General features: G+C 39.3%; 22 protein-coding genes. 11 read left to right on the top strand and 11 right to left on the bottom strand.

Annotated features, from left to right (window positions below; genetic code table 11):
• Positions 1-99: 99 nt before the first annotated feature.
• The 4 genes from L6494_RS08595 to aroF form a co-directional block, all read right to left on the bottom strand.
• Positions 100-357, bottom strand: a complete 258-nt coding sequence (locus L6494_RS08595; RefSeq protein WP_237993807.1) for an acyl carrier protein — start codon at positions 355-357, stop codon at positions 100-102.
• 31 nt (positions 358-388) lie between these two features.
• Complete coding sequence (locus L6494_RS08590) at positions 389-1,927, bottom strand: class I adenylate-forming enzyme family protein (protein WP_237993805.1); 1,539 nt, start codon at positions 1,925-1,927, stop codon at positions 389-391.
• Between the two features lie 46 nt (positions 1,928-1,973).
• Positions 1,974-2,561: a chorismate--pyruvate lyase family protein gene (locus L6494_RS08585; RefSeq protein WP_237993803.1), complete on the bottom strand. Its 588-nt coding sequence runs from the start codon at positions 2,559-2,561 to the stop codon at positions 1,974-1,976.
• A gap of 112 nt (positions 2,562-2,673) precedes the next feature.
• Positions 2,674-3,774, bottom strand: coding sequence for a 3-deoxy-7-phosphoheptulonate synthase (gene aroF / locus L6494_RS08580; RefSeq protein WP_237993800.1), 1,101 nt, complete (start codon positions 3,772-3,774; stop codon positions 2,674-2,676).
• A gap of 344 nt (positions 3,775-4,118) precedes the next feature.
• On the opposite strand from aroF, the gene L6494_RS08575 reads away from it, so the two are divergent.
• From L6494_RS08575 to L6494_RS08560, 4 genes are read left to right on the top strand one after another with little or no spacing between them, the layout of a single operon-like run.
• The gene (locus L6494_RS08575) at positions 4,119-5,237 is read left to right on the top strand and encodes a phosphotransferase enzyme family protein (protein WP_237993798.1); all 1,119 of its coding nucleotides are present in this window, start codon (positions 4,119-4,121) and stop codon (positions 5,235-5,237) included.
• The gene (locus tag L6494_RS08570) at positions 5,234-5,773 is read left to right on the top strand and encodes a DOMON-like domain-containing protein (RefSeq protein WP_237993796.1); all 540 of its coding nucleotides are present in this window, start codon (positions 5,234-5,236) and stop codon (positions 5,771-5,773) included. Before L6494_RS08575 ends, L6494_RS08570 begins: the two co-directional genes overlap by 4 nt.
• Positions 5,774-5,786: 13 nt before the next feature.
• Positions 5,787-6,014, top strand: coding sequence for a DNA-binding protein (locus L6494_RS08565; protein ID WP_237993794.1), 228 nt, complete (start codon positions 5,787-5,789; stop codon positions 6,012-6,014).
• A gap of 4 nt (positions 6,015-6,018) precedes the next feature.
• Positions 6,019-6,270 carry a hypothetical protein gene (locus L6494_RS08560; protein ID WP_237993792.1) on the top strand — a complete coding sequence of 84 codons (252 nt, stop codon included), beginning with the start codon at positions 6,019-6,021 and terminating at the stop codon, positions 6,268-6,270.
• Here L6494_RS08560 and L6494_RS08555 read toward each other — a convergent pair.
• A complete protein-coding gene (locus L6494_RS08555) occupies positions 6,247-7,218 on the bottom strand; it encodes an XdhC family protein (RefSeq protein ID WP_237993790.1) in 972 nt (323 codons plus the stop codon). The genes L6494_RS08560 and L6494_RS08555 overlap by 24 nt on opposite strands.
• Before the next feature lie 213 nt (positions 7,219-7,431).
• On the opposite strand from L6494_RS08555, the gene L6494_RS08550 reads away from it, so the two are divergent.
• The 4 genes from L6494_RS08550 to L6494_RS08535 all read left to right on the top strand — a co-directional run bounded on the left by L6494_RS08550 (position 7,432) and on the right by L6494_RS08535 (position 12,073).
• Positions 7,432-8,609 (top strand): IS630 family transposase gene (locus tag L6494_RS08550; RefSeq protein WP_237993788.1). Its coding sequence is split into 2 segments (ribosomal slippage): positions 7,432-7,864 and positions 7,864-8,609, totalling 1,179 coding nucleotides; the frame shifts between segments, so codons are not numbered across the junction.
• A 233-nt stretch (positions 8,610-8,842) separates the two neighbouring features.
• Positions 8,843-9,055: a chlorophyll a/b-binding protein gene (locus L6494_RS08545; RefSeq protein ID WP_237993785.1), complete on the top strand. Its 213-nt coding sequence runs from the start codon at positions 8,843-8,845 to the stop codon at positions 9,053-9,055.
• Positions 9,056-9,101: 46 nt separating this feature from the next.
• The gene (locus L6494_RS08540; protein WP_237993783.1) at positions 9,102-9,341 is read left to right on the top strand and encodes a hypothetical protein; all 240 of its coding nucleotides are present in this window, start codon (positions 9,102-9,104) and stop codon (positions 9,339-9,341) included.
• Between the two features lie 311 nt (positions 9,342-9,652).
• Entirely contained in the window at positions 9,653-12,073 is a 2,421-nt protein-coding gene (locus L6494_RS08535) for a sucrose synthase (protein ID WP_237993781.1), read from the top strand.
• A 58-nt stretch (positions 12,074-12,131) separates the two neighbouring features.
• Here the strand turns inward: L6494_RS08535 and L6494_RS08530 are convergent, their stop codons facing one another.
• Complete coding sequence (locus tag L6494_RS08530; RefSeq protein WP_237993779.1) at positions 12,132-12,734, bottom strand: peptidoglycan-binding domain-containing protein; 603 nt, start codon at positions 12,732-12,734, stop codon at positions 12,132-12,134.
• 1,351 nt (positions 12,735-14,085) lie between these two features.
• Between L6494_RS08530 and L6494_RS08525 the strand changes: the two genes are divergently transcribed.
• Both L6494_RS08525 and L6494_RS08520 read left to right on the top strand, forming a co-directional pair.
• Positions 14,086-14,331 carry a hypothetical protein gene (locus L6494_RS08525; protein WP_237993777.1) on the top strand — a complete coding sequence of 82 codons (246 nt, stop codon included), beginning with the start codon at positions 14,086-14,088 and terminating at the stop codon, positions 14,329-14,331.
• Positions 14,318-14,734: a putative toxin-antitoxin system toxin component, PIN family gene (locus L6494_RS08520; protein WP_237993775.1), complete on the top strand. Its 417-nt coding sequence runs from the start codon at positions 14,318-14,320 to the stop codon at positions 14,732-14,734. The genes L6494_RS08525 and L6494_RS08520 overlap by 14 nt, the downstream gene beginning before the upstream one ends.
• Before the next feature lie 161 nt (positions 14,735-14,895).
• Here the strand turns inward: L6494_RS08520 and cax are convergent, their stop codons facing one another.
• Positions 14,896-15,984, bottom strand: coding sequence for a calcium/proton exchanger (cax, locus tag L6494_RS08515; protein WP_237993774.1), 1,089 nt, complete (start codon positions 15,982-15,984; stop codon positions 14,896-14,898).
• A 675-nt stretch (positions 15,985-16,659) separates the two neighbouring features.
• Here cax and L6494_RS08510 point away from each other — a divergent pair.
• On the top strand, positions 16,660-19,311 hold the full coding sequence (locus tag L6494_RS08510; RefSeq protein WP_237993771.1) for a DUF3536 domain-containing protein: 2,652 nt from the start codon (positions 16,660-16,662) through the stop codon (positions 19,309-19,311).
• A gap of 129 nt (positions 19,312-19,440) precedes the next feature.
• Here L6494_RS08510 and L6494_RS08505 read toward each other — a convergent pair whose 3' ends face one another.
• From L6494_RS08505 to L6494_RS08490, 4 genes are all read right to left on the bottom strand, one after another.
• A complete protein-coding gene (locus L6494_RS08505) occupies positions 19,441-20,367 on the bottom strand; it encodes a branched-chain amino acid ABC transporter permease (protein ID WP_237993769.1) in 927 nt (308 codons plus the stop codon).
• Positions 20,368-20,388: 21 nt separating this feature from the next.
• Positions 20,389-20,991, bottom strand: coding sequence for a Uma2 family endonuclease (locus tag L6494_RS08500; protein ID WP_237993767.1), 603 nt, complete (start codon positions 20,989-20,991; stop codon positions 20,389-20,391).
• A gap of 28 nt (positions 20,992-21,019) precedes the next feature.
• A complete protein-coding gene (locus L6494_RS08495; RefSeq protein ID WP_237993765.1) occupies positions 21,020-21,970 on the bottom strand; it encodes a branched-chain amino acid ABC transporter permease in 951 nt (316 codons plus the stop codon).
• 251 nt (positions 21,971-22,221) lie between these two features.
• Positions 22,222-23,439, bottom strand: a complete 1,218-nt coding sequence (locus L6494_RS08490; protein ID WP_237993763.1) for an ABC transporter substrate-binding protein — start codon at positions 23,437-23,439, stop codon at positions 22,222-22,224.
• Between the last annotated feature and the right edge of the window lie 78 nt (positions 23,440-23,517).

Raw genomic sequence — 23,517 nt, 5'->3', positions numbered from 1 at the left:
GAAGTTCGTAGTCAGGGCTTCATTTCTCATCAAATAATGGCTAAAGCTCCCTGTCGCCGATCAATGCTAGGTGAAAACTACGAACTTTAGACAAACCGTTTATAGTCCTTTTTTCTTCTCAATCATTTCTACAATAGTGGCGATGTTTTGAAAATTCTCAAAACTAATTTCACTAGCATCTAATTGAATTTCAAAAGCATCTTGTAGGTTAGAAACCAGGGTCATGGCATTAATTGAATCTAGACCTAAGCTAAAAATATCAACGTTGTCTGGCAATTCTTCTGGACTGACATCTGGTAAAATTTCACTGACTAATTTTTGAGTTTGTTGTTTAATGGTTTCAGTAGTAATCATCATGGTTTCTCCTGTTAATTTATTAATTAAAAATTTAGACTAGTTCTTTTCTGAGAATTTTACCTAGAGGACTCTTAGGAATTTCCGCGCGAAATTCGATGATTTTAGGAATTTTAAATTCTGCAAGTCGTTCTTTGCAGTAACCTAAAATTTCTCTGGATTCAAATTGTTCTCGTCCCTGTTGAACAATGACAGCTTTAACGATTTCTCCAGCATGATTACCTTTTATCCCCACAACTACAACCTCTTTGACTCTAGGATGAGTGAGCAAGATATCTTCAATTTCTATGGGGTCAATTTTGCGTCCACCTGTATCAATTAAGAGTTTTTTACGCCCTGTAATATAAAGGCGACCAAAGTAATCTTTTTTGCCTAAATCACCTGTAAAGAAGCAACCATCTGGAAATGCTTGTTTATTTAGTTCTGGCATATTAGAGTAACCAGCCGTCAAGGTTTGACTCTTAATTACTACTTCGCCAATCACGCCAGCAGGGACTTCTTTACCTTCATCATCGACAATCTTAATTTCGACATTCTGCATGGGAAAACCAACAGAATTGTAGGTTTCTTCAGGTTCTGCACTTAAATTAATGGCGAGAGAACCTGCTTCTGTACATCCATATAGTTGTCGTACAGGTAAATTAAAACGCTGGACAAATTTATCAAAAATTTCTACTCCCAAGAAATTACCTGCGGAAAAGCAAAGTCTCAAACTAGATAAATTTACTTGAATATCAGTTGGTGTTTCTGCCAAGGTATTAAAAATGTATGGAACAGCAGGTAAAATAGAAATACTCTCACTTTGAATAAGTTCTAAAACTCTGGGACGACGAAAGACAAAGGGGACTTCTATGGGAGTACCATTTTTGTGTAAAACCTGCTCTAAAATTATTAACGTTGCACCATTGCAAGTAGCCGCCAATAAGCAATTCCCTAAGCCGTGGGAGTGATATAGAGGAACGGTACACAAGAAGTTATCATCTGATGTAATTTGAATTGTAGAAGTAAAGTTTTGTACTTCATGATAGAGGTTGGATTGAGTGCGACAAACTCGTTTTGGACGGCCTGTTGAACCTGAAGAATACTGATATAGTAAATCGCCAGTAAATGAGGAGTTTTGAGCTTGATCAATTGCTGTTGTTGCTGGAATAATCAGGTCATAGAAGTAATGAGATGCGGGATGAAAGCCGTCAACCACGATTAATTTGATATCGCGTTGGAGTTTAGCGATCGCACTCTGACAAACATCAACTCTTGTAATATCTGTAATAATTACTTTTGCCTGACTATCGTCAATACAATAACTAATTTCCTCTTCTTTAAAAAGATGGTTGAGAGGTAAAATGACAGCATTTAATTGCGCGATCGCATAAAAACTAGTAACAAATTCAGGACAGTTGGGTAAAACTAAAGCAACACAGTCACCTTGAGCAATTCCTATCGATTTTAGCCCGTTACTTAAGCCTTGAATATTTCCATAAAGCTCTTGATAGCTAATTCTCAATTTGTCATAAACGATAGCTGTCTTTTCAGGAAAGCTATTTACCGTATTTTTGAGTAAGTCTGTTAACATAAAATGACTCCTTTTTAGCAAATTAAATTCGCCAATATTTAATGAATTAAACAACTTTCTGAAAATAACTCTCAGGAAACTTTTCTGTAATCATCATGGTGTATTTCTTATTGGATATTACACAGTAAGTCCGAAATATGAGATTTTCTTGAGGCTTAATATTAAAATAATTAGCCAAGTCATTAGCTGATTCTCTACCTGAATCAACATTTTCCTTAAAGATGGCAATTTTTTGCTCAACCCAGACCTTACCAATGGGCTTTTTGGTATTTAATAACTCCTCTTTTACACTTTCTTCCAATCTATTGAGAACCAGTAGAGAATCGGCATAAACATAATTTCTCTGACTGATGCTACCGCGTAATAAAATTTTTCGTTCAACTACTTCATCACCTTGTTTTAATTGCATCTCTGGGATATCATGCTTTAAGCTAATAATTTCTTCAGACAGTTTAACTAGTTTAATTTGCTCTCCTGCATAGGCTTCAATCATGTCCGTAATTGTGCCATTTGTAGTTAATAAAATTCGTTGAAATGTACTCAATAATGATGGCTCAATATAACTACGTTGTGGAGATATTGATAGATTTTTTTGGGGAATAGGAGTTAAAAAAGCCGTTTTACCATTCATCATCTTTAATCCTTAACTAAATAACTAAAAATTGAGTATAGTTGATTGTCAATAGGTTCTATTTGTGAGAACCTATTCAATCAAAAGTTAATTGAGATGCGATACAGATAAAAAATTAAACTTTAGCTTTTATGGGTTGCGGTTGAGGAGCATCTTGTATAGTATGATGGGAAAAATTTTCAGTCCATCGCCCAAAGTATTTAGCTAAAGTAGCCAGTTCCTGCATTACTTGAGTAAATGCTTCTAATGTGAGAGATTGCGGTCCATCAGAAAGAGCCTTAGCTGGGTTAGGATGAACTTCAATCATCAAGGAATCTGTACCGGCTGCAATTGCTGCCATAGCCATTGTTGGTACAAATGTTGATATACCAGTAGCATGACTAGGATCAATCATGATAGGTAAGTGAGTTAGCGATCGCAACACGGGAATTGCCGATATATCTAAAGTATTGCGGGTATATTGTCGGTCAAAAGTGCGAATTCCTCGCTCACATAAAATCACATCGGGATTCCCTGCTGCTAGTATATATTCAGCAGACATTAACCAGTCTTCAATGGTGGCAGACAAACCACGTTTTAGTAGCACTGGTTTATTAGTAGCACCTACTTTTTTCAAAAGGGAAAAATTCTGCATATTGCGTGCGCCAATTTGAATGACATCTGCAACTTCTGCAACCTTGTCTAAATCAGCCGCATCCATAACTTCTGTGATAATCCCTAAACCAGTCGCTTCACGAGCTTTTGCTAATAGATTTAAGGCACTTTCACCATGTCCTTGGAAAGCATAAGGAGAAGTTCGAGGTTTGTATGCTCCACCACGCAGAAACTGTGCGCCAGAAGCCTTAACTATATGGGCAGTTTCTATAATCATTTCCTCATTCTCAACAGAACAAGGCCCTGCAACTACAACTAAAGGATGATTTTGACCAAAAGTTATAAGTCCATTAGGTGTGGGTACAACTACTTCACTAGGTTCTCCATAGCGAAACTCTAAAGAAGCACGTTTAAATGGTTTTTTGATGCGGATAACCTGCTCAATAAAAGGACTGAGATTTTGAATCTGTTGTGTATCAATTTCTGATGTATCTCCTATTAGGCCAATCACTACTTTATGTTGTCCTGTACATATTTCTGATACAAGATGGTGCTGTTTAATTTCTGCTCTAATTTCAGCAATTTCTGCCGTTGGAGTACCGGGCTGCATGACGATAATCATGGTGCAAATTCACCTAAAAATATGGTAATTACTTTAATTATTGAGGTGACTAAGTTATATAGTTTTGCTTGTTGACCTCATACATATGAATCAGTCTAGTTCTGATGTTTTACGCAAATAATACAAAAGTTCCTGGTGATTAAGAACTGCGGCTATAGCAGTCGGCTGTGATTTGGAGCATTTTCTGACGTAGGAAGGGAACAGAAAACATCCTGTGGAATACTCCGGGAAAGGCGATCGCAATATTTGCAACACTTATATACAGACCTAACGTAAAACTTACGCTACTATATTGTCCTATTGCCTTTGTGCAATTTCAGTGTGGGGAGTAGGAAAAAACGCATATGACAACAGTTATCAGGACGCATGGTATAGAAAATCTGGTGGCGATCGCTGAACAATTTACGCTTCAGTGTAAAATCACAGATGTTCAAGCCTTTGGTAGTGGCAATATTAATGATACTTTCTTAGTAAATATTGATTCTCCTGGGGAAAAGCACTTTATCCTGCAACGCATCAATACACAGGTGTTTTGCCAACCCCAACTGATTATGCAGAATCTGCGTACCTTTACTGATCATATCCGCCAAAGACTACAACACACCCCTTTAGATCGTCGTTGGGAAATGCCGCGCGTACTATCAACTAAAGAGGCTCAAGACTATTATATTGATGCTGAAGGTAATTTTTGGCGAGCGATTAGCTTTATCGAAAAGTCGCAATCTTTCGATACCATGCAAAATCTCGAACAGGCTCAAGAAATTGGCTATGCTTTAGGGATGTTTCACAACCTGATCAGCGACTTACCACCACAAACACTAGCTGACACCCTCGAAGGTTTTCATATTACACCGCTTTACTTGCGCCATTATCAAGAAGTGCTGGCGAGGACTACACCGCAACCATCCCCAGAAGTCAATTATTGCTTGCAGTTTGTGAGCGATCGCACTACCTTTGCCTATATCCTAGAAAATGCTAAAGCTGAGGGTAAATTACCTCTGCGTCTGATGCACGGAGACCCTAAAATTAACAATGTTATGTTTGATACCGCCACTCACAAGGCAGTCAGTATGATCGACCTCGACACCGTGAAGCCGGGGTTAGTACATTACGATATTGGTGACTGCTTGCGTTCTGGGTGCAATCCCGTTGGGGAAGAAACTGAAGATGGGGATAGCGTTTATTTTGATACTGATTTATGTCAGGGAATATTACAGGGTTATCTCTCAGTTGCTCAAGCATTTTTGACCCAAAACGATTACGCCTACATATACGATGCTATTCGTCTCATCGCCTTTGAGTTGGGACTGCGATTTTTTGCTGATTATTTAGCTGGGAACGTCTATTTTAAAGTTAAACATCCAGAACATAACTTAGCAAGAGCGATCGTCCAGTTTAAGTTGACTGAGAGTATTGAATCTCAACAAACTCAGATTCGTCAAATAATTCAAGACTTGCAATGAACCATCAAACATTTTCTCTACAACCATTCCTCACAGATGACTATTTACCTAATTTAAAAATCACAGGTAATATTAGCCATCATAGTAATCATCTCGATATTAACTACCAACTAACAGGCGACTTAGAACAAGTGGTCATTCCCCCACCCGTAGATACACCAACCCGCCAGTATGAACTATGGCAAAATACCTGCTTTGAGTTCTTTGTTGGGGTCAAAAATTCTCAAAGTTATTGGGAATTCAATCTTTCTCCGGCTGGACATTGGAATATATATCACTTTGATAACTATCGCCAAGGTATGCAAGAAGAAAAAGCTTTTACCGAATTACCTTTTAGTATTCAGAATAAATCAGATAGTTTAGTGCTGTCGTTAAAGTTAAATTTAGCTAAAATTATCTCAGAAAATCAAGTTATTGATGTGGCAATTACTACTGTAATTAAACAACAAAATAGTCATGTGAGCTACTGGGCGTTAGCTCATCAAGGTGCAGAGGCTGACTTTCACCTCCGAGAAAGTTTTCTTATTGAATTGTGAACCATCAAAATAAATGAATGCACAAAATAACCCCCAAAGAGTTCAAATAAATTTAGATTTATCCCCAGAACTATATGAAACCATAAACAATCTAGTACAACAGATGAATGGAGATAATACTGAAGTATTGTTAAAAGCGATTGCACTCTTAGAAGTAGCAGTAGAAGCCAAGCTAAAAGGCAAACATCTCTGGATTACAGACGATAAATACAACCTGGAAACTGAAATTATTGGCATCTAAAAGCATGACAGATGTAAAAAATTTATCAGAGCTAATTGCTACCAAGGGTGAAAATCCACTAATTATCTCAACAGAAAACAAACAGTCAGAAGAAGACGCAAAACTTGAGCGTAATCTGCGAGAACTTAAGTTTAGACAAGAACTGAGAAAAGATTGGATTTTATTCATAATCAGAGATATAGTCATTTTTTCTGCAACCATATTTTTCTTTTTGGCGGTTAGTGGTTATTCCTTATTTATGCACATTTTTAGGTGAAGTTTCAGATAGCGATCGCCCAGTTCCACCACGACGCACTTTAATTAATTCTGCACAGATACTTACAGCAATTTCTTCTGGTGTTAAAGCCCCAATATCTAAACCAATGGGTGCATATATCTGTGGTAAATTCCCCTGAGCTTGCAACATTTTGTAAACAGTATCGACGCGTTTTTTACTACCAACCATGCCAATATATTTTGCATGACAATGCTTTAATATTTCTAAAGCTGATACATCCTGTAAATAACCTCTAGTCACTAAAGCAATATATAAATTAGAAATTTGCTGAATAATTTCCAGAATTGAGGTGATAGGTTGTGCTAAGACTAATGAGGCATCGGGAAATCTTTCTGAGGTAGCAAATTCTAGGCGATCGTCTTGGATGATAATTTGAAATCCTGCTATCTTAGCAATCTTGGCTAGGGGAATAGCAATATGTCCTGCACCAATAATTAATAGAGTTGGTGGTGGTAGTAAAGGTTCAATTAAAGTATGATTTTTTAGTTGCGGTAATTCGGGGATATTTGTTGTTTCTAAGTAGGGTTTAGCATAGATATTTAACGGTGTAATAATTGATACTGTCTGCCCAGATGCAAGTTTATCGATAATCTCATTCACTAAGTTTAAACTGGCATCACCTGACCATAACTCCAACCATAGCAACATTGTGCCACCACAAACACCTTGAATTTCTCGGTGCAGTGCGCCTGATAAATCAATTTCGACTAATTGCTTTTCGCCATTTTGTAAGACTTGCAAAGCTTGTTGATAAACTTTAGCTTCTCCAGCACCGCCGCCTATTGTACCGTAAGTTTTACCGTCGGCGCAGATCATCATTTTTGCACCTACTTCTCTGGGGACAGAACCTTTAGTGCTGGTGACTGTGGCTAAAACTACACCATCTTGTTTTAAAGCGGCTGCTAGTTGTTGGTAAAACTCAAGCATGAGAACCTGATTGTTTTGTGATTGACAACTTACTTTATATAGGAATCCGATTTGATTTATAAAACAATCTAAGTAGAAGTAGGGTGTGTTAGGCGTAAGCCGTAACGCACCGAAGGCTTTAGGGAAGGTGCGTTACGCTGTCGCTAACACACCCTACTGGCGTGTCAAGGCTAAAATAGTGCAATAAACAAGGCAGAGAATCGGGGTAAAGTGATGGGTAAAGGTCGTAGAGACAAAGTGCTTTTAAATACAGAACAAAGGCAAAAACTAGAAGAGATAAGTCGTAATGGTTACGCTCCAGCGAAAAAAATATTGCACGCACAAGTGCTATTAATGTGTGATGAAGGTGTGGGTGCAACGAAAAAATGGACAGATGAACAAATTAGTTTAGCCCTCAACTTGCATCGCAATACAGTAGGAAGAATCAGGAAAAGATTTTTGGAGCAAGGTGAAGAACCAGCCCTAAATCGTAGTCAACGAAAAAGTCCGCCAGTTCCCGCAAAAATCGATGGTCATCAAGAAGCTCAAATCATTGCATTGTGTTGTTCAGAACCCCCAGCAGGACAAGCACATTGGAGCTTAAGATTGTTAACTAAAGAAATTAAGAACAGAAAAATCATCACAGAAATTTCCATAGAGACAGTCAGAAACATCTTAAAAAAAACGAATTACGACCGTGGAAAATACAAAGGTTTTGTATCCCAGAACGGGACTTAGCACGTTTTATTTCCCAAATGGAAGTAATTTTGGATCTTTATAGCCAACAGCATGGTGAATCAGAACCGCTTATATGTATGGATGAAGCGGCTATACAGTTAACAGGACACGTCTTCGAGCCGATTCCAGTCGAACCTGGTCATGATGCAAAAGAAGATTATCATTACACTCGTGAAGGAGTCCAAGCTTTATTTATGTTCTTCGACCCGAATCGAGGTTGGCGAAGAGTGAGCAATCGCGACCATCGCACTCGTGTAGATTGGGCTATTGAAGTACGTCAATTATTAGATGAAGACTATCCTCATGCTCACAAAGTCAAATTAGTCTGTGATAATCTCAATACTCATAATATCGCTTCTTTATATGAAGCTTTTCCTGCACCTGAAGCTCATCGTTTAGCCCGAAAACTAGAGATTTATTACACTCCTCGTAATGGTAGTTGGCTCAATATTGCTGAGATTGAATTAAGTGTCTTAAGCCAACAATGTTTAGATAAACGTATTTCTTCATCTGAACAACTTTCTACTGAGTTAGCTGCTTGGCAGAACACACGTAACTGTACTGCTAGTAAAGTCATTTGGCACTTTACTACTGAAGATGCTCGTGTCAAACTTAAGCATCTTTACCCAATTTTTGAAATCGATGAAACAGGTGATTCTAATGCACTATTTTAGCCTTGACACACCCTACTGAACTGAAAATTTTTGAATTTTGAATTGTGAAATGATGTCTGCTTTGAGTCTGAATTTTATACCGCATCACCCGATATTTTCAGATTTTTTAGATAATACGGTATCCCCAACCTCTTTACTACGGTTTACACTACACGTTTATTTTGTCAACCTCTTGCAAAAAATATTTACATAATGTTATATTTGGTTACATAAGCAAGCAAAGGAAAAAAGACATGACAAACAAAGGCTTTACCATGAACGAACTTGGTCAACTCAACAACTTTGCCATTGAACCAAAAGTTTATGTAGATCAAACCCCAAGAGCAGGTTTTACCGAATACGCAGAGAAACTCAATGGACGCTTGGCTATGATTGGCTTTGTTTCACTCATCGCTGTAGAAATCATCACAGGAAACGGCTTGATTCAATGGCTGACAAACCTGTAACTAAATTTTTACTATTCCACTCAATAAATAATCAAGAGATAAAATAATGAAAACTGATTTTGATTTTCCTCAAAAAGATTTAATTGGTACTGTTGTATTTAGACCTGATTTCAACAACTTTGAAACTATCAATGCTAACCAAGCTTGGTCATTATTTTTCAGTGCAGGTCAAGATGATAAAGGACTGGGAGAAGACGCTGAATTAGGCAGATTTTTCACCAACGTTTTAATTGCGGTGGGAGTAACAGGAACTCTGTGGGCAACTTTCTTCAGCAATTTGGGGTAAAAAGTTGAGTTCTGCTGATAAATTTAATAACTTTATCTGAAGTCTTGGTTCTTGTAACTAGGGCTTCTTTGAATATTTAGCTATTATTCATAGAAAATATATCAATAATTTCAAGATTATCTATCTTTAGTTAGACAGAAAAATACTGATTTTTCTTTATTTTGAGTAAAGAATAGCACGATTTAATACGTACAAAAAATACAGTTAGATTAATTTATCTGTGTTTGTTTAAGTTTTTACGTGTCTAAATTATAGGGTTGAAGCTTGCGCTACCCTAGAATGCAAAATCATCATTTAGGAGTTGACATACTATGTCAGAATTGATTCAGACGATCCTGGATAGTGAAGAAAAAAGTGATTTACGTAGCTTTATAAGTCAATTACGCCAAAAAGAGCAAAATTATTTACTGCGTAATGACATCTTGAATGAATATAGTGAATACTGCACCAAATTTGAGAAGCCAGAGACATTTTATACTTCTTCTCATTTGAGTAAATTAATTTACTATACCCAAGAGATTATTCAAGAAGACTCCAATCTGTGTTTTATCATTCGTTCCAAGATTGCTAGTCAAGAAGTTTATCGACTGACAGCAGATTTAGATGTTGAGTCGATGACGGTACAGGAATTATTAGATTTGCGCGATCGCTTCGTCAATAAATTTCATCCCCAAGATGGTGATCTGCTAGAGTTAGACTTTGGCCCCTTTTACGACTACACCCCAGTCATCCGTGACCCGAAAAACATCGGTAAGGGTGTACAGTTCCTCAACCGTTACCTATCTAGCCAACTCTTTCAAGACCCCAAACAATGGCTAGAAAGCCTATTTAACTTTCTGCGTCTGCATCATTACAACGGTGTCCAGTTATTAATTAACGATCGCATTCAATCACAACAGCAGCTGTCACAGCAAGTGAAGAAGGCTATCAACTTTGTCAGTGATAGACCCAACTATGAACCCTACGAACAATTGCGGTTGCAATTGCAAACTATGGGTTTTGAACCAGGTTGGGGTAACACAGCCTCCCGTGTGCGGGATACCTTAGACATTCTCGATGAATTAATCGACTCACCAGACCCCCAAACTCTCGAAGCCTTCATCTCTCGCGTCCCGATGATTTTTAGAATCGTTCTGGTGTCAGCACATGGATGGTTTGGACAAGAGGGGGTTTTGGGTCGTCCTGATACTGGTGGTCAGGTGGTGTATGTCCTCGACCAAGCTAAGAATTTAGAAAAGCAACTACAAGAGGATGCTATACTTGCCGGTTTGGAAGGGTTAAACGTCCAACCCAAGGTCATAATTCTGACTCGTCTGATTCCCAATAGTGATGGGACTCTTTGTAACCAACGCCTCGAAAAAGTCCACGGAACAGAAAACGCCTGGATTTTGCGCGTCCCTCTGCGGGAATTTAACCCGAATATGACGCAAAATTGGATTTCCCGATTTGAGTTCTGGCCTTATCTGGAAACCTTCGCCATTGACTCAGAACGGGAACTGCTGGCAGAATTCCAAGGTACACCAGATTTAATTGTGGGTAACTACACCGATGGGAACTTAGTGGCGTTCTTGTTGGCGCGACGGATGAAAATTACCCAATGCAATATCGCCCACGCTTTAGAAAAATCCAAATACTTGTTTAGTAACCTGTATTGGCAAGATTTAGAAGATAAATATCATTTTTCTTTGCAATTCACTGCTGATTTGATTGCGATGAATGCAGCCAACTTCGTTATCAGCAGCACCTACCAAGAAATTATCGGCAAAGCAGATAGTGTAGGGCAGTATGAATCTTACAAATGCTTTACTATGCCTGAGTTATACCATGTGGTGAACGGGATTGAATTATTTAGTCCCAAGTTTAACGTCGTACCGCCTGGGGTAAATGAAAATGCTTATTTTCCCTATACACGTTCTGAAGATAGAGTAGAATGCGATCGCTCACGCATTGACGAAATGCTATTTACTTTAGAAGACCCTAGCCAAATCTTCGGTAAACTTGACGACCCTCACAAGCGTCCTATCTTCTCAATGGCGCGTCTCGACCGCATTAAAAACATGACTGGTTTAGCAGAATGCTTTGGCCAAAGTAAAGAACTGCAAGAACATTGCAACTTAATTTTAATTGCTGGTAAGTTGCGGGTGGAAGAATCAGACGACAATGAAGAACGGGATGAAATCGTCAAACTCTACCACATCATTGACGAGTACAATCTGCATGGTAAGATTCGCTGGCTGGGTGTGCGCCTATCAAAAAATGATTCTGGAGAAGTATATCGAGTCATTGCTGACCACCAAGGTATATTCGTCCAACCAGCATTATTTGAAGCCTTTGGTTTGACAATTTTAGAGGCTATGATTTCTGGCTTACCGACGTTTGCGACCCAATTTGGTGGACCATTAGAAATCATCCAAAATAAAGTGAACGGTTTTTACATTAACCCCACTCATTTAGAAGAAACAGCCCAAAGAATTTTAGAATTTGTCAATAAATGTGAGGAAAATCCGCAATATTGGAGTGTAGTTTCTCAGCAAGCAATTGACCGAGTATACAGCACTTATACTTGGAAAATTCACACTACTAAACTGTTGTCATTAGCCAGAATTTATGGTTTCTGGAACTTTACATCCAAAGAAAAACGCGAAGACTTATTGCGCTACCTTGAGTCTTTATTCTATTTAATTTACAAACCCAGGGCGCAAGCACTCCTAGAACAACACAAATATCGCTAATAATTCGTAATTCGTAATTCGTAATTCGTAATTAAAAATTACAATTACGAATTAGAAATTATTTTGAAGATACCGTTAAGGAATTCCAAGTATTAGTTCCGACTATGCCATCTACTTGGAGATTACGCTGCACTTGAAAGGCTTTAACTGCACTTTCTGTCAACGCCCCATAAACCCCATCAACGGGCAGATTATAGCCATTGGCAACTAATAATCTTTGCAAGACTCTCACAGCACTACCTGAATTACCAAAACGTAGATTTGGGACATTTCTGATAGACCTTCTAGATCGTCTGGCAATAAGAATTTCATTACGGATTTGTTGGGCTATAATGCGTGGTTGACGCGGAACTTTTACCCTCACAGCCTGAAAATTTTGGAACTCATCTACACTATAAGCATCTTTGATTAAATCTGCTTTTTTAACCAGAGTTTTTTGATTTTCAGGATTGAAAGCTAATTTAAGATTTGGCGATTTTTCACTTAGCGGCACGAATTCAGGTGGCGTGATTTTTGCAGATGACACTAACTGATATGGCTCAACAGATGTTGTTTTTTTCACGCCATTGTCAAGCTGAATTACAGGCTGCTTGGGTACAATCGACGGAGAGGGTTGCTTGATTGCTAATACACCCGTCACCAGCAAGACAATATCATTCATGGTAATTGATGTCACTATCACCCATATTTCCTTTGACAGAAAAAATTCATTGATTCCGGAATAGTGCTTACTTAAATCTCGTGAGTTAAATTTTGAGCAATTGCAGAAAATTTAAAATTCACGCTTCAGAGTTCAGAATATATTGCCCTTCTTACTTTTGAGTTATAGATTCTTTTTATGTAGCCGAGTTTAAATTACTCTAAGTGATTTTTTGATACTGCAAATGACAGCAGTTAATCATTTGATCAACTGCCAAACTGCCTAAATGTGGCATTTTCTGGTTAATTTCCTAATAAAGTTAACAAGAATAATAAACTCTAGATACAAAAGAAATTATTCCACCTTAAGCGGTATATCTATATGTGTAATCTTTCGATTTAAGACTTATAAATTACTTATGGGAGCAGTGTTGTAATAATTAGTTTGAATAATTGCAAAAAATGTCAAAATTACTACTAAAAATAAATAGCGATCGCATAACCGCCCAACGTAGCTGTTGGCGCAGTGTCCCCCAGGGAATGTAGATATGGCTTTCCGCCCTTTGATTTTTGACTTTACGGCGGTACTGGGGTGTTGACTTTGGGGGTTTGGAGATGGTAGTTATTCATACAGAATATATGTCTCAAAATCCTCAAAATCAAATCGCTAGATAGCAAGGTTTTCTAATTGACCGAAAACAATGGGATACAAGCTCCGTCCACTTCGGCAAGTGATACAGTGAGCCTGTCGAACTGCTCAGTGCATCGCTTCTAGGACGGCTTTTTAGGGAGTTTTTTAATGTAGTCCCGAATAACCTCTGAAACCATCCTATTGGTGCTGTCAGCATAGCTTTTAAGTCTCTCAAACTCATCTTCAGAAAGTCGTACTCTCAGGGTTTTTTCTCTCGGCATTGTGGCAATATTTGTGCTACACTATAGAGGTAGTCTAGCATAGGCAGGATTCGTCGGTACTGCCCTCGACCTACGACGTAAAGTGATGCTAGTGCGTGAGGAGCGAAAGACCTCTTAAAAAACGCATGGACTCAAAAGAGTGCCGATACCAGTGAAGTTCAATAATTGGCTATCCCAAAAAAACAACGTACCGTAGGGCATACGGGAACGTGGGGAAAGAGAGAAACGGCTTTTTAAGGCACTTTCAGCAAGTACCCGAACGCTTGGGGAGGCAAGCCCACTGGAACTAGTTGCCATAGCTGAGTAATACCACCTTTAGGTAGGGTTATTTGGTGAGGGAGTCGAATTAGCGAGCCTAATTCCTTCTAGCTTTAAGGTGTGCCGATGAATCAAGAACCCTCGTACCTTTAGGTCCAGGAGTGTCAAATAATTAAAGATGAGAAAATGAAAGGTAACAGAGCATGATTACTAAAGAAGAAATTACCATCAAAGTGCCGTCTGAGGTAGCAGAGGCATACCGCAATGCCTCGGAAGAAAAACGGGAACAAATTGAAGCTCGAATTGCAGTTTTACTAAAGTCTTCCATGACAAGTAAGCATGAAGCCATTGCCAAGCTCAGGCAGACAATGGATGAAATTGGCAGAAAAGCCGCCCAAAGAGGTTTAACGCCAGAGATTTTGGAGTCAATCTTGAATGACGACGAATGAAAGACGGTTTGTATGTGATGTCAATGTCATCATTAGTGCGGTATTATTACCAGGGAGCAAACCAAATCGCGCACTCAAAAAAGCTCAAGATTTAGGAGAATTGTTGGTGTCCGAGTCCATTTGGCTGGAACTAGAACAGGTACTCGCTCGACCTAAATTTAATCGATACACCACACCAGAAGAACGCAACGATTTCCTGGTGGATTTGTCCGAAACTGTACAGTTCATTAAAGTGACTGAACAGATTAATGAATGTCGAGATCCAAAAGATAACAAATATCTAGAATTAGCAGTCAGTGGAAAAGCAGAATGTATTGTGACAGGAGATGATGATCTGCTAGTCCTAAACCCGTGGAGAGACATTGAGATTCTGACTGTTCAAGAATTTTTGGCAAATAACTAGTAGTGTGTCAAGTTTAAATTGATGGATAAGCTTTTTTTGTAGTAAGGACTTTAGTCCTGATTTTTCTAAGGACTAAAGTCCTTACTACGAACTGTCTAACCCCCTATGCGCTAGATGTATCCTCGAAGAAGTCGGGGATTTGAACACAACTGTGAGAACTACTACCCAATACCGCTAATAGGTGGGTGAAAGTAAAAAGCGAATCCCAGTACAGTGTAAGCCGCTAATAACAAAGTCCCTTCCAACCAATTAGACTTACCATCAGAACTAATACTATTAGCAATTAACACCGATACAACCACAGCCACTAATTCAAAGGGTTGAAAATCTAAATCCATTGGCTGACCGAGTATCCACCCTGCAATTACTAATACAGGGGCGACAAATAGGGCAATTTGCATACTAGAACCCACAGCCACCGACACAGAAAGATCCATTTTATTTTTCATGGCTACGGTGACGGCTGTGGCGTGTTCCGCCGCATTACCTACAATGGGAACTAATATCACCCCTGTAAACAGTGCTGTCAGACCTAGCTGGGAAGTCGCCACCTCCAAGGTATCAACCAATAACTCTGACTCTAACGCTACCATCAGGGTACAGACTAACAACACCCCACTCCATAACCAAATATTGGGTTTGGTATGGGTTTCCTCAATTTCAGTTTCTACCACACCAACATCATATAAATAGGCGTGGGTTTTCATGGAAAATAGCAGGGTGAGGGCGTAAACCACAATCAACACCACAGCCACAGCCAGAGAGAAATTTTGTAGGACTTGTTCGCCAATGCCTTTAGAAGTGTAGTTCATGGCTGTGGGTAGCAACATGGCAATTACCGCCAAATTCATAGAAGAAGCATTTACCCGCGCCACTATTGGTTGAAATGTCTGCTCTTTGTGTCGCAATCCACCCAAAAGCATCGAGAAGCCCATCACCAGCAGTAAGTTACTGATAATTGAGCCGGTAATACTGGCTTTGACAACATTAACTAGCCCAGCATTTAAAGCCACTAAAGCAATAATCAGTTCGGTAGCATTGCCAAAAGTGGCGTTTAACAGCCCCCCCAAGCTAGGCCCAACTACCACCGCAATTTCTTCTGTCGCTGTACCCATCCAAGCAGCCAGGGGCAGAATTGCTAAACCTGCGGTGATAAAAACTAGCAAGTCTCCCCATTCGAGAAAATGCACCGCCAAGGAAATGGGGATAAACAGCAAGAGAACGAGAAAAAGAATGTTTTTAGCTGACATTTGTTACTTTTAGTTGAGCGATTACTCACCAATATTTTTTACAAATCAAAATATACAAGGATTTAATCAGGGACTTCCAATTAACAGTGATCTAGATAACTGTTAACTGGTTTAAGCTGTCGCTAATCCACCCTACATTCATCGAGTAATTTATTTTTGTTAATCCCTAACTAGACTCCAGAATACCCACAAGTATCTATAAAACCTAATCAGGAATGTTAAGCTTAATAGAGTATGTAAACTATTATTACAGCTTCTTATGATTTCGTAATCTTCTGTAGCAAAACTCTAAATCGAAAACAATATTTTTACACCAAAAATAGTTTTTAATATATTAAAAGATAATTAAATTTTTCATTATTTCTGCCAACCAAAAAAACTCAAATAATAAACATCGTTCAAACAATCAGTACCCAGTAACTAGTAACCAGTAAGCAATCCTGACGGGGTTTGATAACTGATAACTGTTTTCATGACTGATATTTTCGTCAAATTTGGAAAACAGCCTGGCGATAACGCAGATTTAATATCATAATAAGATTACATTCGTCGTAATTTAGCTGTATTCCGTACACATAGTTTTCATATATACCGGATTTTGCTTTCAAGCTTGTGTAGAAAGGTTTGAATCAAATGTTTCCGGCATAAGTGTAAGTTTTTTTTGGATAAATATACATGACTTCTGCTGCTGAACGGCCAGCTATTTCTGGCTCAACATCAACATCCAATTACCCTGCTAAAGATACTCACCACAGCGATCGCCTGAGCAAAGCTACAGGTGTATATGTGACGGTGCATGGTCATTTTTACCAGCCACCACGGGAAAATCCTTATTTAGATGCCATTGAACGTCAACCTAGTGCCTCGCCTTTCCATGATTGGAATGAGCGCATTCACTGGGAATGCTACCGTCCTAATGCTTTTGCTAGAGTCTTAAATGACCGAGGCGAAGTGACGGGGATCGTCAATAATTACGAATATATGAGCTTTAATATTGGCCCGACTCTGATGTCGTGGCTAGAACGCCATGATATGGAGGTTTATCAACGAATTTTAGAGGCGGACGCAAAAAGTTGTCAGCGATTGCATGGTCACGGGAACGCGATCGCGCAAGTATATAATCACATCATCATGCCCCTGGCAAACGAACAGGATAAATATACCCAAATTCGCTGGGGGAAAGCAGACTTCCGTTCCCGCTTTGGTCGTGATCCCGAAGGGATGTGGTTAGCGGAAACCGCCGTAGACTACGCAACCTTAGAAGCTTTGGTGACTGAAGGTATTCGCTTTATTGTCCTCGCACCATCCCAAGCCCTGCGTTGTCGTCCCTTCCCATCAGAAGATGATCCCCAACCAGAATGGCACGAAGTTGGCGGTAGTCAGATTGATTCCACCCGTCCCTATCGTTGTTATTTGCGCGGGGATCGGGGAAAGGGCAATCTCAATGACCAATTACCAATTCCCACTGCCCAATGCCCATATATTGATATTTTCTTCTACGACGGCCCCATTTCACGGGATATGGGTTTTAGTGATGTCGTCTATAATTCTCACCACTTTGCTGGACGCATTGGTTCAGCTGTGCGCGGGGATCACCGTCAGTCACAATTAATTTCTGTGGCTACAGATGGGGAAACCTTCGGACACCATAAAAAGGGAACAGAAAAAACCATCGCCTACGCTTTTATCGAAGAGTTTCCCAAAAATGATTGGACGGTGACAAACTTCGCGCATTACCTCAGCTTAAATTCACCCAGATGGGAAGTTGAGTTAAAATCCGTGACTGCATGGAGTTGCGCCCACGGTGTAGACAGATGGCAAGATGATTGTGGTTGCGGTGGTGAAGGCGGTATCTGGCATCAAAAATGGCGGCGGCCGTTGCGGAATGCTTTAAATTGGCTGCGGGATCAGTTAATTGCAGTTTACGAAGAATCTGGGAAACAATTATTCCGTGATCCCTGGCTAGCAAGAGATGAATATATTAATGTCATCCGCGATCGCTCTGCTAGCAATGTTAGCCGTTTTCTGGCTCGTCATCAAACCCACAAACTCACCGCCGCCGAACAGGTAGACGCTTTGCGCTTATTAGAAATGCAGCGTCATGCTTTATTTATGTTCACCAGTTGCGGCTGGTTTTTTGAAGAACTTTCCCGCCCAGAAGGAACTCAGATTCTCCGTTACGCCTCCCGCGCTTTGGAACTGGCGGGAGATGTCGCTGGTGTGCAACTAGAAAAAGGTTTCCTCAAACGCCTGGGTTTAGCCCCCAGTAATGTTGATACTTTTAGACATGGCGGAGAAGTATATCGCCAACTAGTACAAACTGCTCAAATTAGTTTTAAACAAGTAGCTGCCCATTACGCCATTACATCTATATTTAATGGTCAGGGATCATCCCCCGGTAATCACCAAAAGCACGTTTATTGCTACACCGTCAATGAAATAGACTACCAATTGCAACGGATGGGATCGTTGACTTTAGCAGTTGGTCATTTAAAGCTAGTCTCTGACATTACCTGGGAAAGCGAAAACTTAGTCTTTGCTGTGCTGCATTTAGGCGGTTGGGATTTCCACTGCTGCATTCAAATATTTACCGGACGACGGGACTACAGCCAGTTGAAAGACAAGCTGTTCAGCGCACTGCAACAAGCTAGCGCAGCCCAAACTATCTTGGTGATGACACAGGTATTTAGTGGTGAAGCTTACAACTTGCAAAATCTGTTTGCAGAAGAACGCCACCGCATCATGCGGTTACTTTCTCAAGAAACCCTGACACGGTTAGACCAACTTTACACCCAAGCCTACCGCGATAATTATGGTGTACTAGTAGCCTTTCACCGTGATGAACTCGCTGTACCGCAAGAGTTGCAAGTTGCAGCCGAGATTGCTTTAGGCTATCGCTGCATGACCACATTGCGATCGCTAGAGCAAGATATCACCGAACCTACGTTAGTTTGGAATCACATAGTAGAATTAGAGGCGATCGCCACTGAAGCTAAACATCTGCGTTGTCACTTAAATATTCCTGAAGGTAAGCAGATCCTAGAGCAGTTGATTTCGCGGTTACTCTGGAGATTGCTGTACGATAGCAATGGTAGTTTTGCTACAGATATCCAATGCCTAGAACGGTTAATTGATGTGGCATATCAATTAAATATTGGCATTTCATTACACCAATCCCAAGAACTATACTTTAGTTGTCTGCACAGTCAAGTCATACCCTTGTGTCTGACTAGTCAAGATGATCCTAATCAGTGTCTGAATCTGCTCAAGTTGGGGCAGAAGTTGATGGTTGATGTGAGTAAAGTTTCGACTCAATTGGGATCATAAATGAGTAATGAGTAATGAGTAATGAGTCATGAGTCATGAGTAATGAGTAAATACCCATTAATCATTACTTCAAAAATAAATCTAGTTTAGTGATTGTGCCGGATTTGTAATAAGTTACTCTTCCGGCTTTTATCTATTTTTCGCTTTACCTATTTTAAAAATATCAGGAGTTATCAAACCTTGGGGAAAGAAAATAGTACCTATTACTATTAATAAACCAAAAATAATTAATCTTCCATCCCGGAGAAATTGCCCTAACCAATTAGGTAAACCACCCGTATCAGCTAAACCGCGTAAAACCTCTGGTAAAGCTGTAAATACCATACCACCTACCACTGAACCTAAAAAAGTTCGCGAACCACCAATTAACACGAAAGTCAAGTAAATAATACTAGCGTCAAATGTACCTTGTCGTGCATTCCAAGTATTAAGAAAGTGTGCGCTAATTGCACCCATAACTCCCGCTAAAATTGCCCCCAAAGTAAAAGCTAAAACTTTATAATAAGTGGGGTTGATTCCCATTGCTCCTGCTGCTAATTCATCTTCACGGATAGCAGTAAAAGCTCTGCCAACGCGTACCCGTTCTAAACGATAAAATAGCACCATACTAATTAAGAGTAATGGTAAAGCAATCCATAAATATTCAATTTGAGTGGGGAAAGGTTGAGGGATAGAAAAAATTCCCACCGCACCGCCTGTAATTTCTAAATTAAGGGAAAGAACGCGCAGAACTTCCACAAACGCAATCGTAGCGATCGCTAGATAAATTCCCCGCAATCTTAAGGCTGGAATACCTACAACTATACCCAATAAGCCAGAAATTGCCCCCGCAATTAACATCTCTAATAATAATAAAGGAATAGGGAATAAATCACTACTAGATGTAAAAACTTTGGTTGATAAAATCGCCGCAATATAACCACCTAAAGCATAAAATCCAGGGCTAGCTAAAGATAATTGTCCAGCCATTAATGGTAAATATAATGATAGTCCAAGTAATGCGCCCAAGACCATCGACACAATCAGTGAACCATAGGTAGAGAAAAATTCAGCCATTTTAATTTGCTTGTATAAAATTTAAGCTGTTAATATTTGTGCTGCTGTCAGCTTCAGTTCTGGAAAAGTTCGTGAAATGATCAAATCAGAACCTTTAAAAGCGGTAAGCTCATATTTTCCATCAGCATTTAATAGAAATACAAATACTGTTGGCTCTTTAGGTTGCCCTAAATATTTTCTGTCACCAATTGCTAAATAATCAACAATCCAATATTCTTGAATCCCTAATCTTTGATATTCATCCAATTTATCAATATAGTCATCTTCCCAATTAGTTGATGTCACCTCTACAGCTAACTGAATAGGTTGCTCAAGTGCAGCATAAGCAGAACGGTTTGATCGCCATACATCTCTATCTATGACACTCACATCAGGCTTACGACCTTGTTCTATTCCTTTCGCCGTTATAGTTCTAAAAACTGCTGTGTTTTTGACTACATAATTTAGATTAAGACGTTTAATTTCATCTTTGAAAGAGTCAGCCGCAAAGTCAGCGACATCATCATGATTTCTGGTTGAACGCACTTCTACTATTTCCCCATCAACAAGTTCATAAAAGCCTTCCTCTGGACATTGATCAAGAAACTGATCAAAGGTTAATTTTGGTTTTGTAAATGTTGTCATAGTTTTATACCTCAACAGTCAACACTCTTTACACTTTTTGGATAAACCGACGACCTAGCAAACCTTGTGGTCTTACTAATAGCATGACAAATAAAATGCCAAAAGCTACAGCGTCTTTATAGCCAGACAATTCAGATGGAACAAGTGCTTCAACTACGCCAATGAGTAAACCTCCTAGCACAGCACCGGGAATACTTCCTAAACCACCCAAAACAATCACCGCCAAACCCCGCAACCCGAAGGCGATACCAAAATAAGGGCCTGCTATACTCACGCTAGAGGCTACCAAAGTTCCGGCTAAACCAGCGAGAAAGCTGCTGATAAAGAATGTTAAGACAATAAAGCGATCGCTATCAATACCCAATAAACTAGCAGTAGTTGCATCTTCTGCAATCGCCTGCATCGCTTTACCGTATTTAGTACGATTAATAAAGTAGGTGAGGATAGCCACAATTACCACCGATACCACAAAAATAATCAACTGCACACTACGAATAGGAATCGGTTTGACTACACTACCAAAATTAATCGCTGGTGGTAAATTCCCAAAAGTATTAGCGGGAAATGTATAACTTTCTGCACCGACTAAATATTGAATTAAATTTACAATTACGACTGCTACCCCCAAGCTAGAGACTACTGTGAGCAAAGGGTCAGAGCCTTTACGCCGCAAAGGTTGAAAAGCAATACGTTCCATAGCGACCCCAACCAACCCAGCCAAACTACTGCCAATAATTAAAGCGATCGCAAATGGTAAATTTATCGGTAGCGTCGCATTAGCCAACAAGCCATTAAATCCAAAAGTACCCCCCATTAGCGCATAGGTAAAATATGCACCCAGAGTAAAAATTGCCCCATGAGCTAAGTTGATAATTCCCAAAATGGAATAAACCAATGTATAACCCAAAGCAAAAATTGCATAAACACTGCCAATAGATAAACCGTTTAATAACTGTTGAAGAAACAAACTAAAATCCATGTAGTTTAATTCGTAGTTCGTAAGTAGAACAGGGTAAATAATGAAAGGTTTGTAGTGAGAACTTTAGTTCTCAAACAAGGACTAAAGTCCTTACTACGAACTCAATCCTAGTCTTTTTACATTATTTAACATAGTTTGGTTTTTTCAAGTCGTTCTACTTAATTCGTAATTCGTAATTAGGGACAAAAAAACATTACTTTTTCTACCCCTGGTTTCCCAGTCCCCAGTCCCCAATCCCCAGTCCCCAATCCCTATTTCAAAAACGCAAATTTACCCTGAGTACCATCTTTTTCCATTTTAATTTGTGCTACATAAAAATCTTTCTGCACAACTTCACCTATAGGTGTAAAACTAATTTCTCCTAATGGTGTATTGTATTTACCAGCCAGTATTTGCTTATTCAATTCTGTTCGCAATTGTGGCAACTGTAATTTATTAACTTTGCTTTTATTATCTAATGCTTTGAGCGCATCTACATACACCTGTACAGCAGCAAAAGCTTGTGCGCTAAATTGGGGAGGTTCTTTCTTAAATTGGTCTACGTAAGCCTGGCGAAAAGTGGCATTAATTTCGCCAGGATGTTCTGGACTATAGGCTTGAGCTATTAATACACCATCACAAAAAGCTTTACAAACTGAGAATACATTTGATGTATTCATTCCATTACCGCCGATAATTAAGCCTTTGTAACCCAGTTCTCTAAGCTGTCTAACTAAGTTACCACCATCTGCGGCTAAACCCGAAATAATCGCTAAATCTGGTTTTAAATTAATGGCATTTGTCGCTTGGCTTTGAAAGTCAGTATCAGTTGTTTGAAACTTCTGCACTGTGACTAATTCTAAGCCTTGGTCTTTAACAGTTTTTTGAAAAATTTCTGTTTCTGATTTGCTAAAAGCGTCATTTTGTGCAAAGAAAACTGCTACTTTTTTAATGTTAGGATTTTGTTTGAGTGCAGCTTTCACAGCATTAGGAGCAACAATAGAAACTGGTACAGAGACACGCGCCACATAATCACCAATTTCTGGTATTCCATTAGCTGTATTTGATGGCCCTACTACTGGCACTTTCGCACGTTCGGCTACAGGGTTAGCACTAAAGGCTTGCTGAGACAAAGTAGGGCCGACAATACCAACAACTTTATCTTTATTAATTAAAGTTTGAAAAGCATTAATTGCACCAGCTTCATCACCAGCAGTATCTTGAAATACTAATTTAATGGGTGTACCGTTGATGCCACCTTTTTCATTAAAATACTTTTCTGCAATTTTCGCTCCAGCGACTTGTTCTTGACCTAGCAACGCTACATTGCTAGTTTGAGCAACAGCAATACCGATGGGAACTGTATTAGATGTATTTGTGCTGTCAGAAGTATTATTTGGGGAATTACTGGCTGAATTAGTTCCACAGGCTGTGATTAATAGAGCGCAGGTAGATAATAATACTACTTTGTGAGCTAAATTTCTTTTCATGCGTGAATAGTTATGTAGTAATTTAAAATTTGTAAAAGTTAACAGCATTTGTCTATATTTTGGGGACAACATCTGTTT

The sequence above is a fragment of the Nostoc sp. UHCC 0870 genome, from assembly GCF_022063185.1.
Lineage (GTDB): Bacteria > Cyanobacteriota > Cyanobacteriia > Cyanobacteriales > Nostocaceae > Trichormus.
This window is presented reverse-complemented; position numbering and strand designations above follow the sequence as displayed.

What these genes read in the sequence shown, in the direction of transcription:
- aroF (WP_237993800.1), bottom strand. Translation starts at nt 3,774, where the DNA reads ATGATTATCGTCATGCAGCCCGGTACTCCAACGGCAGAAATTGCTGAA.
- L6494_RS08500 (WP_237993767.1), bottom strand. Translation starts at nt 20,991, where the DNA reads ATGACAACATTTACAAAACCAAAATTAACCTTTGATCAGTTTCTTGAT.
- L6494_RS08540 (WP_237993783.1), top strand. Translation starts at nt 9,102, where the DNA reads ATGAAAACTGATTTTGATTTTCCTCAAAAAGATTTAATTGGTACTGTT.
- L6494_RS08495 (WP_237993765.1), bottom strand. Translation starts at nt 21,970, where the DNA reads ATGGATTTTAGTTTGTTTCTTCAACAGTTATTAAACGGTTTATCTATT.
- L6494_RS08535 (WP_237993781.1), top strand. Translation starts at nt 9,653, where the DNA reads ATGTCAGAATTGATTCAGACGATCCTGGATAGTGAAGAAAAAAGTGAT.
- L6494_RS08570 (WP_237993796.1), top strand. Translation starts at nt 5,234, where the DNA reads ATGAACCATCAAACATTTTCTCTACAACCATTCCTCACAGATGACTAT.
- L6494_RS08530 (WP_237993779.1), bottom strand. Translation starts at nt 12,734, where the DNA reads ATGAATGATATTGTCTTGCTGGTGACGGGTGTATTAGCAATCAAGCAA.
- L6494_RS08505 (WP_237993769.1), bottom strand. Translation starts at nt 20,367, where the DNA reads ATGGCTGAATTTTTCTCTACCTATGGTTCACTGATTGTGTCGATGGTC.
- L6494_RS08490 (WP_237993763.1), bottom strand. Translation starts at nt 23,439, where the DNA reads ATGAAAAGAAATTTAGCTCACAAAGTAGTATTATTATCTACCTGCGCT.
- cax (WP_237993774.1), bottom strand. Translation starts at nt 15,984, where the DNA reads ATGTCAGCTAAAAACATTCTTTTTCTCGTTCTCTTGCTGTTTATCCCC.
- L6494_RS08520 (WP_237993775.1), top strand. Translation starts at nt 14,318, where the DNA reads ATGACGACGAATGAAAGACGGTTTGTATGTGATGTCAATGTCATCATT.
- L6494_RS08595 (WP_237993807.1), bottom strand. Translation starts at nt 357, where the DNA reads ATGATGATTACTACTGAAACCATTAAACAACAAACTCAAAAATTAGTC.
- L6494_RS08525 (WP_237993777.1), top strand. Translation starts at nt 14,086, where the DNA reads ATGATTACTAAAGAAGAAATTACCATCAAAGTGCCGTCTGAGGTAGCA.
- L6494_RS08575 (WP_237993798.1), top strand. Translation starts at nt 4,119, where the DNA reads ATGACAACAGTTATCAGGACGCATGGTATAGAAAATCTGGTGGCGATC.
- L6494_RS08545 (WP_237993785.1), top strand. Translation starts at nt 8,843, where the DNA reads ATGACAAACAAAGGCTTTACCATGAACGAACTTGGTCAACTCAACAAC.
- L6494_RS08510 (WP_237993771.1), top strand. Translation starts at nt 16,660, where the DNA reads ATGACTTCTGCTGCTGAACGGCCAGCTATTTCTGGCTCAACATCAACA.
- L6494_RS08565 (WP_237993794.1), top strand. Translation starts at nt 5,787, where the DNA reads ATGAATGCACAAAATAACCCCCAAAGAGTTCAAATAAATTTAGATTTA.
- L6494_RS08560 (WP_237993792.1), top strand. Translation starts at nt 6,019, where the DNA reads ATGACAGATGTAAAAAATTTATCAGAGCTAATTGCTACCAAGGGTGAA.
- L6494_RS08590 (WP_237993805.1), bottom strand. Translation starts at nt 1,927, where the DNA reads ATGTTAACAGACTTACTCAAAAATACGGTAAATAGCTTTCCTGAAAAG.
- L6494_RS08555 (WP_237993790.1), bottom strand. Translation starts at nt 7,218, where the DNA reads ATGCTTGAGTTTTACCAACAACTAGCAGCCGCTTTAAAACAAGATGGT.
- L6494_RS08585 (WP_237993803.1), bottom strand. Translation starts at nt 2,561, where the DNA reads ATGATGAATGGTAAAACGGCTTTTTTAACTCCTATTCCCCAAAAAAAT.